Raw genomic sequence first — 13,339 nt, 5'->3', positions numbered from 1 at the left:
AAGCACTGAAATTGGAGAATTGGAAAAAGAATGTCTACGAAACTTAAAGAGAAATTGGAAATGAATACACAAAAACTTTTTCCGTGTCCGGTATGCCAGAGCAGCGAAAATAACTCCCATCTGTGTGAAGTTGACGGTTATACCATTCGAGGGTGTAAGCGCTGCGGTGCGGAGTTTGTATCGCCGATGCCGGATGCTGAGATGCTGAAGGCTTACTATGATCGTAAACAGTGGTTCGAAGGTGGCGAGCGCGGTGGCTACGAGGATTACGACAGGCAAACTTCGGCCTCTGTTGCGATGATTAAGCCTTTGCTTGAGGCGTACGGAACGAAGCAAGGTCTCTCGATATTGGATGTCGGTTGTGGTTACGGCTCACATTTAAATATAGCCGCTGAGCTTGGCTGGAAATGTTTTGGCGTCGAATTGTCCGATTACGCACGCAAGATTGCACAAAGTCGGCTTGAAGGCCGGGCGTATATCGTTGAAAGTGCTGCCGATCTTATTCCGCATGAATTCGATGTGGTTCTGATGCTTGATGTCGTCGAGCATTTTCCCGACCCATACCCCTTGTTTTTTAGCCTTTTCTCGATAGGTGCAATTACGCCAAAAACACGTGTAATCATTAGTACGCCTAATGCCGGATCGAGTGAGGCGGAAAAGGATCCTAAAACCTGGGCATATCGTCATCCACCCTCACATCTTGTTTATTTTCATGCAGAAACTTTACGCTTCTTTCTGCAAAAGCTGCGTTTTACAAATATTGATGTACACGGCATCTATCCGTTGATTCCAGAGGGAACAAAAGCGCTTACATTCGCCGATTACGGTGGCTTGGTAGCTATAGCGGAAGGAAGTGATTTTACCGAGTTTATGCATGAACGCTATGTACCCGGAACTTGGTCGAAAATTGCCGAATATGAACATTTGCCACGTTATGAACTGGCGCGGCGTTTTGTTCAAGGAAAAGCGGTGCTTGATTTCGGTTGTGGCTCCGGGTATGGCTCGGCAATGCTGGCGGAGTGCGCGGATAAAGTCGTTGGTTTGGATATTGACGCGTCCGCAATTGATTGGGCAAAAACGACACACTGTCGTTCTGGTTTGAATCTGGAGTTTTACTGTTGTGATGATTTAGGAGGCACTTTACCGGAAGCCTCGTTTGATGTGGTGACGTGTTTCGAAATGATCGAACATGTAAATTTTGAGACGCAGTGCGCGACGTTAGCCTCTGCTGCTCGTTTATTGCGAGATGACGGCATATTGATTATTTCAACGCCTAATCCGGAAGTAACAAGCTTGTATGGAGAAAACCCGTATCATCTGCGCGAAATGTCGCGCGAAGAGTTTCTGGAATTGTTGTCAGAAAGCTTTGCGCATATCCATATGCTTGACCAAAGAGTTCGGGAAAGCGTGACTTTTGACGATGTGGACTTACCCAAGAAACCGCTGGAAATTCTCGGGCAACAGAAAGATAAGAAACCACCCTTAGCTTATATTGCTTTTTGTTCAAAAACTAAGTTACAAAATATAGTACCAGCTGTTGTTTTTAATAATTCCCGTGATGTGATTCGTGATTTTTTGAGTCAGGAGAATAAGGTAAACCTGATACGTTTTACGTGTTATTCTCAAAATGAGCTACTTGGTAACCAGTCAGACTCTATTAAAAATCTGAATGAGCAGCTTAGTAATCAGTTGGATTCTATTAAAAAGCTAAAAGCAACATTGGATAGGTATCAGATACAGGCAGAAATGTTGACGGCCAAAATTGCGGAGCTAAATGCTTCTAATACATCTTTACAAAATATAATCACAGAAATTAAGTCATCTAATTGGCATCAACTGGGAACAACGCTTCGGACAGAAAGATTCTCTTGGCGAGGCATCCATACCGCAACTATATTGGTTGCTAAAATGGTATTGCCAGTATCGATAAAACGTATACTGCGTAATATGATTCGAAGTCAGGATCGCACAAGCATAGTTACTAAGGCTGTTGAGTATGATCAGCATCAGGCTTATCGTGTTAAACAGCCTGCACCAATACCGGGGCGGCGTCCATGTGTTGTTCATATAATTGCGAATTTCTGTTTGGGAGGATCTTCTCGTCTTGTTATTGATCTGATTGAAAACCTTGGTCATTTTTATGAACATAAAATATTGACGAGCTATGCGCCTAATCCTCCTGCATATCAAGGAGTTGATGTTGATGAGATCTCTCATTCCAAGAATGAGCAGCCTTTTATTGCTTACTTGAAATCAAGAAAAGCAGATTTTATTCATTTTCATTACTGGGGAGAGTGTGATAAGTTATGGTATACATTGGCGATTCGATCAGCAGAGAAATTAGGGCTAAAAGTAATAGAGAATATCAATACGCCAATAGCTCCTTATATTTCTCCTTCAGTATATCGTTACATATATGTAAGCAACTATGTACGCCATAAGTTTGGTCAAAACAAACCAGAACATATTACGATTTATCCGGGGTCTGATTTTTCATTGTTTACGCGTAAGCCTGATGATGTCTTGCCAGAAAATTGTATTGGTATGGTTTATCGACTTGAGACTGATAAGTTAAATGAGTCTTCAATTGTTCCTCTAATTAAAGCTGTGCAAAAACGGCCTAATACTAAGGCATTAATTGTCGGCGGAGGGAGTTTATTGGAGGTATTTCAAAGGGCAGTGCAAGCTGCGGGGCTAAATGACAAATTTGAGTTCACAGGTTATGTGAGTTATGACAGCTTGCCTGATTACTATCGTAAGATGACAGTTTTTGTTGCGCCTGTCTGGAAGGAAAGTTTTGGGCAGGTCAGTCCTTTTGCGATGAGTATGCGGATACCCGTTTGTGGTTACGATGTAGGTGCGATTGGAGAGATTACTGATGATAGAGATGTGTTAGCACCGGCCGGAGATGCTGACGGATTGGCGGATATCATTGTTCGTCTGCTTGATGATGCCGAAGAGAGGAAAAAAATCGGTGAATTCCAATGTCAGCGTGCACAGTCAAATTTTTCAGTACAGGCAATGGTAGATGCTTACGCAAGATTGTACCGTGAGTTGACAGGTATGCCGGAATGAAAGTTGTATTTTTTGTCCATTGTTTTTTTCCGAATCATTTTTACGGCACGGAAACTTATACGCTTGAGTTGGCTAAGCATTATCAGGATTTTGGCCATGAAGTCATCGTGGTTTCCGCAATATTTCAAGGCGAACCACGGCAAGATGTCTTGTTAAAACAGTATTGTTTTCAGGGCATTCCTGTTGTGTCAATTGATAAGAACCACCTCCCACATTCGCGAATCAAAGAAACGTATTACCAAGCAGACATGAAGGCTGTTTTCCATGAACTCATGGATGAATTGGCGCCTGATGTGGTGCATGTGACGCATCTGATCAATCATACAGCGACGCTTCTGGAGGTAACTCAGGCGCGAGGCATACCGACTTATGCGACATTTACTGATTTCTTTGGCTTTTGCCTGAATAATAAATTGGAGAATGCTCATGGTGGGCTGTGCGCTGGCCCTTTGGCTTCTCGCCTCAATTGCGTGGCATGCCATCTAAAAGCTGCAACAGATGCAGGTGGGCCTGGCGGCATACTACGTTATGCAAAATACCCTAAAGTGGCAGAGGCGATGGCCTATGGTTTGGATGTGATACGCCGTTTTCCTGGTGTCTGCAAAGGTCCCACTGATGGGATGGTGGAGGATATCGTACATCGGCCTGATATCTTATCGACGCTTTATAATAATGCGTATCGCGCTGCCGTGGCACCAACCCACTTTTTAGGGGACGCGTACAAAAAAAATGGAATTAGTACGCCGCTGTACTATATTCATTTTGGCGTTGATATTGATCGCGCCGCTAAACCGGTACGCTCACGAGAGCATATTCCTACAATTGGTTTCATTGGTCAGATTGCGCCTCATAAAGGAACGGATTTGTTACTTTCGGCTTTTAATAGATTGTCTAAAGGTGCGGCGCGTTTGCTAGTGTATGGTCCAGCTGATCAGGATCGCCAGTATATGGAATCTCTCGAAAGGCTGGCCGATACATCACTGATTGAATTTCGGGGGACTTTCAAAAAAGAAAGTATGCTAACCGTTATGGCTGATCTCGATTTATTGGTCATTCCTTCGCGGTGGTATGAAAATAGTCCGCTTGTACTACTTAATGCACTTGCTACCCATACCCCCGTACTAGTTTCCGATGTGGCGGGCATGACGGAATTTCTCAACCCGGGCATTAATGGCTATGCATTTGAACGTGGAAATGTCGATAGTCTATATCAGTATTTACACAAACTGGTTTCACACCCAGATGATCTATATGCATTGACAGAAACGACAAATTATGAGCGAACGACAAAAAATATGGCACAGGAAACATTCGAGCTATACTCGATCTGATATTTGAGCTATTGACATTTTTAGTTTTTAAATCTAATAAATTTTTTAAAAATTTATATGCAAGTTAGAAAGAAACTTGATCCGTTAACTTCGTTGCGATTTTTTGCTGCCGCAATGATTGTTTCAGGCCATTCCCATCGCCTTATTGGTTCTATGAATTTGGCAAATATTTTTTCTTTTGCTCAAGGCGTTTCTTTCTTTTTTGTCCTTTCTGGTTTTATTCTGGCCTACAATTACCCATTTTTGCCTGCGAAAAGTGATGTATTGCGTTTTTTTAAAGCGCGTATAGCACGTATTTGGCCTTCACATATTGCTGCAATTGTCTTGTTATTTTTGCTAACAGGTGCATTGAATGTGGGTGGACTTCCTAATATTTCAATGGTGTTATTTACGGCGATTGCTAATTTCTTTTTATTTCAGTCAGCCATACCTATAAAAGATGTTTTCTTGGCTTTTAACGGTGTGGCTTGGAGTATTTCCACTGAGTTTTTCTTTTATTTATTTTTTCCGCTTCTTATTACAAGAATTTCTTGGTTCTTTAAGTTGGTAGGTGTGTTCTTTACTTTATGTCTATTTTTATGGCTGAGTATTGTCTGTAATATTTCAAGCGATGAGTCACTTCCTACAATAACACTTATGGGGTTGCTGTATGTCAACCCATTAGTGCGTCTTTTTGAGTTTTTCTTGGGTGTTGTTTGTTGCCGTGTTTTTTTAACCAAAAGAATTGTGGAACAAATGTATAAATTCCCTACGTATACATTTACATTAATTGAGTTAATGGTTGTTACTTTGGCGCTCTTTTCAATGTGGTTGACGCCAAGATTGACTAGTTTTTGGGGGCTTGAAGGCCAAGGAGGGGCAGTATTTAATTATTATCTTGTTAAAGCAGGTTCTGCCCCAGTATTTGCAATACTGATCTTTATTTTTGCGTTTGGTAGAGGTTTTATATCGAGGATGCTTTCGCTTTCTCCTATGGTATGGCTTGGCGAGGTTAGTTTTGCTCTTTACCTCGTGCATATGCCTATACTTAACTGGTATGAGAATAATATATCGCATTTTGTATTTTTTCCAAAACCTGTTGTGGCTGGATTATATTGGTTACTAAGTATTTATATAGCCTGGCTATTGTATAAGTCAATAGAAAATCCTTGCAGAATTGCGATACTAAAATTTGGCCAAATTGGAAAGCCTGTTTTGATAAAGATTTTTTTTGGAGGACGACAATCCTTATTCCTTTGTTTGCTGATTTCTTCTCTTTTGGCCTTTAAGTATTTACCTGGATTGATTTCTTACGAGGCATGTACAGCAGAATGTGAAAATTTTGTTTCACAATTTTCTCTCATTCCATCGGCAGGTTTTGACCGTTATGCTGATTTACTTGCTATACGTTTAAAACAAGCGCCTAGTCAGGAAGGGAAGTTTCTAGAGATGGTATTTCGTGCAAAGCGAATTACTAAATCTACTCATTTAGCAGTACATATTGTGGCAAAGGACGGGCAGATTGTTTCCCAAATTGACACTCTTTTGGTTAAAAGCCAGGGGCTTTCAGATGGGCAATTGTGGCTTGAGCGTGTTTTGATCCCTAACCGGCTAGTAGATGACCGGTCTGTAGGCATTGGCATAGCGCTTTATGATGATCCAAGGAAACCTTATCGCGTTTCTTATCCACGGACTGATTTTGATGGCCGACGGATATTGATTGATTTTAGCGAACTAAAATTAGCGGGTACCATGTGATTGATAAGTTAGTCTGGTAAGCTGGATATATGAATATGAGTGAGCGTATTTTAAGTACCATTTGTTAAAATATTATGATGGATTATTGAGCCGTCAAAATGGCTTTATTTTGGTTTGATTGGGGTGTGGTAAGGGGTTAGATTAAAGCTCTTCTAATAAAAGGTGCGTGAGTTTGAAGATACTGCTTACAGTACACCAATTTGTTCCGGAATATTTTGCTGGCACTGAAATATTGACGTTGAGCGTCGCCAAGAACCTTTTGCAACGTGGACATGAAGTATCTGTTTATACGGGCTATCCGACGAAGGAAATACTGCCCGATTGGAAGCGCTTCGATGCGTATGAGATTGAAGGAATACAAGTTCGCAGATTCCATCATGGCTTTATGCCGATGGGTGATCAGCATGTATTATCCGAATTGGAGTACGACAATCATTTGTCAGCCAGATATTTTTCCGCACTGATCGACGAGATTGCGCCAAATATCATCCATTTTTTTCATTTCGGCCGCTTGAGTTCTTCCGTGATCGACATTGCTCGGCAAAAACAGATACCAGCGTACTACACGCCGACTGACTTCTGGGCGGTTTGCCCAACTTGCCAATTGCTTCTTGATGATGGGCAGATTTGTCCAGGCCCCAGTCGCCATGCCGGTAATTGCATCAAACACGTGGCGGCGCTAACGCGTTGGAAAAATCGCGCCGGATTGCTGAAGTACCTGCCAACTCTTGCTGCCGATACGATTGCCTGGCTGGCCAAATCGCCCGTACGCGGGCAGTTACCTTTTCGCGGTGATATCGCAGGATTGAGCAGGCGTGCACAATTAAACATCGCGCGTCTCAATGCGTTGTCTGCCATTTTTTCACCAACCAGGCTGATGACTGACGTATTGACTCGAAATGGGGTCGATGCCCGGCTTATCCACCAATCCGCCTATGGCATCGATATGAACGGTTTTGATGCCGCCATGCCGTGCGAGTACAACGGTAAGCGCCCCCTGATCCTCGCTTACATTGGCACTTTGGCGCAGCACAAAGGTTGTCATGTGCTGATCGATGCCTTTCGGCGTTTGAATACTGAGGGTGTGCGACTCAAAATTTATGGCAACTTGAATGACTTCCCTGATTATGTGCATAGGCTGCAACGCATGTCCGAGGGGTATGACGGTATTGAATTTATGGGGACTTTTCCCAACACTGATATTGCGCAAGTGCTGAGTCGCGTCGATGCTTTGGTCGTGCCATCAGTATGGTACGAAAATACGCCGCTCGTCATATATTCTGCGCTGGCAGCCAGGCGGCCGGTGATTACTTCTGATTTTCCGGGAATGTCCGAAGTCGTTGAAAATGGGGTGAATGGCCTGACTTTTACGCCAGGCAATGTTGATGCACTGGCACAGTGTCTCAAACGTCTGCATGATGAGGCGGGGCTTCTCACACGCCTTAGCGCGCATTGTGCGCCGCCTAAATCCATCGAATCGTACGTCAACGAACTCTTGACGCTTTATGCGGAATCTCCTGCGCCTTTACATGATTTGCCAGTCCGTGCATCGTCCTGGGAGTAAAGGGGCGTGAGTGCCACAATCGTTGAGGCATCGTTCTGTTTGATCAATCATAAAAATGGCTACCTACGCAATCGGTGACGTTCAGGGCTGTTTTGGGACGCTGTGCTGTCTGCTGGAGCGCATCGCTTTTGACGCAGCGCGTGATCGGCTCTGGTTTGCGGGAGATCTTGTCAATCGCGGCCCGCGATCGCTGGAAACGCTGCGTTTTGTACGCAATCTGGGCGCGTCCGCTTTGACAGTTCTCGGCAATCATGACCTCTCTTTGCTGATGGCTGCGGAAGGTTTGGGCAAGCGCAGCCGCGGCGATACGTTCGATGACGTACTGACGGCAACAGATCGTACCGAACTGCTCGATTGGCTGCGTCATCAACCTCTCTGCCATGTAGAAGACGGTTTCTGCCTGGTGCATGCCGGGTTGTTGCCGGCATGGGACGTGATGCTGGCGCAGGTGCTGGCCAGAGAAGTCGAGAACGCGCTGACCGGCGCGAACTGGCGCGAATTTCTCGCCCACCTGTGGGGAAGCGAACCGGCGGCATGGGATGCGGATCTGACGGGCTGGGCGCGTCTGCGCGTCATCGTCAATGCCATGACGCGTCTGCGCTTTTGTACGCCGGAAGGGACGATGGATTTTCAGACCAAGGGCGAAACGGCATCTGCGCCGGCCGGGTATTTACCGTGGTTCGCGGTGCCGGGCCGGCGTAGCGCGGATGCGACGCTGATTTTCGGACATTGGTCGGCGCTTGGGTTAAAGGTGTGGCCTCATCTGCTGGCAACGGATTCGGGCTGTGTCTGGGGAGGCATGCTGACGGCGATACGGCTGGAAGACCGGGCCGTGTTTCAGGTGCCGTGCCTGCCGGAAGAAGCCTGCCCGCTATCTGCCTGATGCCGCCTCGGTGCCATCTTCCGCCCGTACCTTCATTGTGTGGTTTTCTTGCGGAGGGCAGGGTCGTCTTTATTGCAGCTTATTTGTGCGTTGGCCCAGCATGGATGCGCGAAGGTCGCACAATGCGTAATGTGCCCGCTCGTCGTTAAAGGCCGAGTTGCCGGGCAATGGCTGCATGTGCGGCATCGGCCAGCGCACGCCGCGACTGGTTGGCCGGAAAGATCAGCGATGCGGGCAGGATCCGCACAGTGAGCGCGCGACAGGCCAGAATTTCCGAAAAACACTGCATGAGCGTAATTTCTCCGGCGTAAGAGGGCGCCGGGCTAAAGTTCCCGTGCGCATCGCGGTAGTTCAGCGCCAGCGGCAGCAACGGCCGACCGGCGTCAATGGCCGGTTGCAGCAGCGCAGCATGAAAGCCGTGCAGCAGTGTTCCGTCCGATGTTGTGCCTTCCGGAAAAACGGCAATGTCTGCTTTGTGATGAAGCCGGGTGGCAATCTCGCGATTGATTTCCCCGGGAGTGAGTGCGGCTGCCGCGGTGCAGAAAAAGGGTGTCGTTGCGCGCCGATAACCAGCCGATGAAGGGCCAGCGTCGTACTTCCGATTTGGCAATGAAATCCGCTGGGCGCAGCGCGTTGATGGCAAAAATATCGAACCAGGAAATATGATTGGCGACGATCAGGCAGCCTGGCGGCATATCGACCAGCGGGGCGTCGATGTGGATGGATAGTAGTTCGAGCGTACGGCGCGACCAACGTTGTTTAATCCGCAGGCGCTTCGCCTCGTTGATCCAGGGGTAGATTGCCGCCGTGACCAGACTACCCCAGACAAAATGCAGTCCAAGGCGCAGGCAACGCCAGCCGAAGACCCCGTACGGCGTGGGCGGTAGCGGCGGTGAGGGGGGGTGGCGAAGGTGTCTGTCGTGTCTGTTGCAGCGGCTTGACCGAGGTCCTGTGATTCTCCGCTCACGGTCGGCATGATGGCCAAAGGCGGCTATGCGTGCGTTACCAGGGCTTCTGGCCGAATGCCTTGGCGTAGCGCGCGGCGATGTCTTCGCGGTCGGATCGGTGATTTTGTCCGCCGCGATGCGCAATCTTGATCGCACCCATGATGGCCGCCAAACGCCCCGTTTTTTCCCAGTCCCAGCCCTGCTCAATGCCATAAAGCAGACCGGCGCGATAGGCGTCGCCGCACCCGGTGGGATCAAGAATCGCGTCGGCCGGGGCACAGGGGATGTCGTAACGCCGTCCGCCCGCGTAGATATGCGAGCCGGCCGGCCCAAGCGTGACGATAAGCGCCCGCACATGTTCCGCCAGCCGTTCGAGCGGCAATCCGGTGCGCTCGCTGGTCAGCCGCGCTTCGTAGTCGTTGAAGCAGGCGTAGTCGCTCTGTTCGAGGAAATGCAGCAGTTCTTCGCCCGAAAACAGCGGCAGTCCCTGGCCCGGATCGAAGACGAAGGGAATGCCGGCGGCGACTAAATCACGTGCATGCTGCAGCATGCCGTCGCGTCCGTCCGGGGCGACGATGGCAAGTGTGGCTTGCGTGGCGTTGGCAACATGGTTCTGGTGCGAAAAACTCATCGCACCGGGGTGAAAAGCGGTGATCTGGTTGTCATCGAGGTCGGTAGTGATGAAGGCCTGCGCCGTGAAACTGCCGGCGATCTGTCGGATGAATGCACACGACAGGTTCAGCGTCTCCAGTCGGCGTAGATAAAGATCGGCGTCGTCGCCGACGGTCGCCATGATCAGCGGGTCGCCGCCCAACAGTTTGAGGTTGTAGGCGATGTTGCCGGCGCAGCCGCCGAATTCCCGGCGCATTTCCGGAACCAGAAAAGAGACGTTGAGGATGTGAATTTGCTCAGGCAGGATGTGGTTCTTAAAACGGTCATTGAAGACCATGATGTTATCGTAGGCGATCGAGCCGCAAATCAGCGTGGACATAAGAGAATGTTGAATGAAATCAGCGTTGTTGGAAGCAGAAGAATCTGCGGAATGAGTTGAGTACCAAAAATGCGGCGGATTATACCGGGCAGTCTGTGCGCGCTGCCGCGGGCGTCATGGATAAAAGACATATAAGCGGTATCCGGCGGCGCTCAGGTTAGTGGTCTCGACCCACAAATGCACGGTGATGTCCGTATTGGCGGTGAAGGCGGGCGCATTTTTCAGCCGTGCTGGCAGGTAATCGGCGGGCGACAGAATGCGCCGGGCGATGGCATTGTCGTCGGTGTTGGTCAGCGTCAGTTCCAGTGATGGGAACGCCTGCGCATAGGCTGCGCGATTGCGCAGCGTCGCGTTGAGCGTGAGCAGATTGGCATGAGCGGGATCGGTTTGCAGATCGGAGGCTTCGATGCTGATCAGTTCGCTGTGGCGCGGCAGGGGAATTTCAGCGCCGAACAGGCGGGAAAACGCCGTCAGCGCTGGCCGCATGGCCGGGGCGCGGATTGCCAGTTCACCGCGGAAATGGAAGGCGAGCTGGCCGAGCAGCGCCAGCAAAAGGACGACAGCGGCCAGCGCATAGGGCCAGCGCGGCGGTTTCTCGGCAGATGTCGTTGGTGATTCGGCCATGACACCGCTGGACCATTTATCGTAGCCGGGCGCTTCGGTGATGTCGCGCGGCATGATGAGTCCTGCGGCCTTGCCGAACGCCTGGGTTTCGGCATCGCTCATCGGCGGTGGCGGCGCATCCTCGGCGGTTGGGAGCGAGGGTTCAGCGCGCAGCCCGCTGGAGACCTGCGTCGGTTCGAGCAGAATGCGTACCGAAGGGTCGTTTACTGGTGAGGGCGTGCGACTCGCCGACGTCGATAGCGGATGGGGAACGGCCTTCTGCCCACCCATCTGACCACTCAGGGCGGCTGAACCGTATTGGGCGGGCGAAACCCTGCGATGGGCCGTGTGGGATTCTGCGGCATGCGTGTCTTTCGCATCTTCGAGCAAGGCGTCGAGTGCGTTGAAAACAGTCCGGCACTGGCCGCAGCGCACCCTACCGGCGCGCGCTTTCAATTGTTCCGGAGTGATGCGAAAAATCGTCTGACAATTGGGACAACAGGTTTTCATGCACAATCCTTGATGCCGCTCAGACAGACCCAGCCCTCGCATTCGGCGGCAACCGTCAGGGGCAGCCAGGGCGCGTAAGCGGCGATCAGTTCATCGGTTTGTTCGGCGAGAATGCCCGAAAGCGCCAGTCTGCCGCCCGGGCGGACGTGGGCGCACAGCGCCGGGGCGAGCGCTTTGAGCGGGTTGGAAAGAATATTGGCGACGACGATGTCGAATTGTCCTTGGAGTGTGTTGGCCGAATCGGCAAAATGTGCGCGAACGCCATTGCGTTCGGCGTTGCTGCGGGCAACGGCAACTGCCTGCGCGTCGATGTCGACGCCCAGCACCTCGGCGGCGCCGAAGCGTGCCGCCGCGATGGCGAGAATGCCTGAACCGCAGCCGTAATCTAGCACGGAAACACCGGGAGAGACGGCGCGCTCCAGCCATTCCAGGCACAACCGGGTCGTCGGGTGCGAGCCGGTGCCGAAGGCCATTCCCGGATCGAGGACGAGTGCGATGGCTTCCGGGTCAGGCGGTTCGTGCCAGGAGGGGACGATCCACAGACGTTCGGAAATGCGGATCGGTTCAAATTGTGCCTGTGTGATCTGCACCCAATTTTGTTCGGCGACGGTTTCGCAGCAGTAAGGCGGCGTGCGCTCAAGCCCGGCCAGCGGCGCGCAGATGGCAAGCAGGATGTCGGGATCGGCTGTCTCATCGAGCAGGACAATAACGCGCGAACGCGCCCAGCCCGGCGTTGTGGGCGAGCCGGGTTCGCCGAACTGCGGCTGTTCGGCGGGCGTGCCGGCATCGGCATCCTCGATACTGGCGGACAGGGCGCCGTGTTCGATGAATGCGTCGGCCAGCCTGTCGGCATGCTGGCAGTCCGTTTCGATACGGAGGGAAATCCAGGGCATGATCTTCGTATTGGGCAAAAAAGTGCAAAGACACGCGCGTGCAAGGCAAGCATTCTGACCGATTCTCGCCGAAAGTGCATTTTTTGGCTACCGAACGGCGGCGCCGGCACTGCGGTGGAGCGCCAAAACGGGGCTTGGGCGATCTCTGCTATAGTCGGTGAAACGGATTTTTTTATCCGAAGCAGCGCGCCGTAAACAGGGCGGTTCGCCTGCCCGGAATACGTGAGGCTAAGCGGGTGCCGTCGGGAAAGCCGGGTGAATCGGCGGGGCTGATAAAGCGTTCGCCCTGATACTTTTGAGGAGTCCATCATGAAGTCCATGCACGCGCCTGAAACGCAGGCGACCCGCTTTCTTCGCCAGCATGGCGTCGCCTTTTCTTCGCACTGCTACGCTTATGAAGAATATGGCGGCACGCGTGTTTCCGCGCGCGAGCTGAATGTCAGCGAGCACGCCGTGATCAAGACGTTGATCATGGAGGACGAAGCCGCCCGACCGCTTATCGTGCTGATGCACGGTGACCGTCAGGTGTCGACCAAAGAGCTGGCGCGTCAGATTGGCTGCAAACGCATCGAACCGTGCAAACCGGAAGTCGCCAACCGCCATAGCGGCTATCTGGTCGGCGGCACCAGTCCCTTTGGCGTGCGTAAAAAAATGCCGGTGTATCTGGAACAGAGCATCCTTGATCTGCCGCTGATTTATATCAACGGCGGCCATCGCGGATTTTTGGTCGGCATTCACCCGCACGATCTGGTCAGCCTGCTGGCGCCGGTGCCGGTCAATGTGGCGCTGCCCGGGCGCTGAATCG

Annotated in this window: 11 protein-coding genes; 6 read left to right on the top strand and 5 right to left on the bottom strand. The window is 50.6% G+C overall.

Annotated features, from left to right (window positions below):
• Positions 1-30: 30 nt before the first annotated feature.
• The 5 genes from ABCS64_RS09105 (at position 31) to ABCS64_RS09085 (ending at position 8,590) form a co-directional block, all read left to right on the top strand.
• Positions 31-3,075, top strand: a complete 3,045-nt coding sequence (locus ABCS64_RS09105; RefSeq protein ID WP_418891530.1) for a methyltransferase domain-containing protein — start codon at positions 31-33, stop codon at positions 3,073-3,075.
• Positions 3,072-4,406, top strand: a complete 1,335-nt coding sequence (locus ABCS64_RS09100; protein WP_418891529.1) for a glycosyltransferase — start codon at positions 3,072-3,074, stop codon at positions 4,404-4,406. Before ABCS64_RS09105 ends, ABCS64_RS09100 begins: the two co-directional genes overlap by 4 nt.
• 57 nt (positions 4,407-4,463) lie before the next feature.
• Positions 4,464-6,143 carry an acyltransferase family protein gene (locus ABCS64_RS09095; protein WP_418891528.1) on the top strand — a complete coding sequence of 560 codons (1,680 nt, stop codon included), beginning with the start codon at positions 4,464-4,466 and terminating at the stop codon, positions 6,141-6,143.
• 172 nt (positions 6,144-6,315) lie between these two features.
• Positions 6,316-7,707 carry a glycosyltransferase family 4 protein gene (locus tag ABCS64_RS09090; protein WP_418891527.1) on the top strand — a complete coding sequence of 464 codons (1,392 nt, stop codon included), beginning with the start codon at positions 6,316-6,318 and terminating at the stop codon, positions 7,705-7,707.
• Positions 7,708-7,762: 55 nt separating this feature from the next.
• Positions 7,763-8,590 carry a symmetrical bis(5'-nucleosyl)-tetraphosphatase gene (locus ABCS64_RS09085; RefSeq protein WP_418891526.1) on the top strand — a complete coding sequence of 276 codons (828 nt, stop codon included), beginning with the start codon at positions 7,763-7,765 and terminating at the stop codon, positions 8,588-8,590.
• Positions 8,591-8,735: 145 nt separating this feature from the next.
• Here the strand turns inward: ABCS64_RS09085 and ABCS64_RS09080 are convergent, their stop codons facing one another.
• The 5 genes from ABCS64_RS09080 to prmA all read right to left on the bottom strand — a co-directional run bounded on the left by ABCS64_RS09080 (position 8,736) and on the right by prmA (position 12,534).
• The gene (locus ABCS64_RS09080; protein ID WP_418891926.1) at positions 8,736-9,056 is read right to left on the bottom strand and encodes a hypothetical protein; all 321 of its coding nucleotides are present in this window, start codon (positions 9,054-9,056) and stop codon (positions 8,736-8,738) included.
• A complete protein-coding gene (locus tag ABCS64_RS09075; RefSeq protein ID WP_418891925.1) occupies positions 8,974-9,285 on the bottom strand; it encodes a lysophospholipid acyltransferase family protein in 312 nt (103 codons plus the stop codon). The genes ABCS64_RS09080 and ABCS64_RS09075 overlap by 83 nt, the downstream gene beginning before the upstream one ends.
• A 307-nt stretch (positions 9,286-9,592) precedes the next feature.
• Positions 9,593-10,528 carry a carbohydrate kinase family protein gene (locus tag ABCS64_RS09070; RefSeq protein ID WP_418891525.1) on the bottom strand — a complete coding sequence of 312 codons (936 nt, stop codon included), beginning with the start codon at positions 10,526-10,528 and terminating at the stop codon, positions 9,593-9,595.
• Between the two features lie 114 nt (positions 10,529-10,642).
• Positions 10,643-11,641: a DUF3426 domain-containing protein gene (locus ABCS64_RS09065; RefSeq protein ID WP_418891524.1), complete on the bottom strand. Its 999-nt coding sequence runs from the start codon at positions 11,639-11,641 to the stop codon at positions 10,643-10,645.
• Positions 11,638-12,534, bottom strand: coding sequence for a 50S ribosomal protein L11 methyltransferase (gene prmA / locus ABCS64_RS09060; RefSeq protein ID WP_418891523.1), 897 nt, complete (start codon positions 12,532-12,534; stop codon positions 11,638-11,640). The genes ABCS64_RS09065 and prmA overlap by 4 nt, the downstream gene beginning before the upstream one ends.
• Positions 12,535-12,843: 309 nt before the next feature.
• Between prmA and ybaK the strand changes: the two genes are divergently transcribed.
• Positions 12,844-13,335, top strand: a complete 492-nt coding sequence (gene ybaK / locus ABCS64_RS09055; protein ID WP_418891522.1) for a Cys-tRNA(Pro) deacylase — start codon at positions 12,844-12,846, stop codon at positions 13,333-13,335.
• The last annotated feature ends 4 nt before the right edge of the window (positions 13,336-13,339 follow it).

Origin of the sequence: Dentiradicibacter hellwigii (genome assembly GCF_041770905.1) — a bacterium.
Taxonomy (GTDB): Bacteria; Pseudomonadota; Gammaproteobacteria; order Burkholderiales; family Rhodocyclaceae; genus Propionivibrio; species Propionivibrio hellwigii.
The sequence above is the reverse complement of the archived record's forward strand: the minus strand, read 5'-3'. Positions and strand labels throughout refer to the sequence as shown.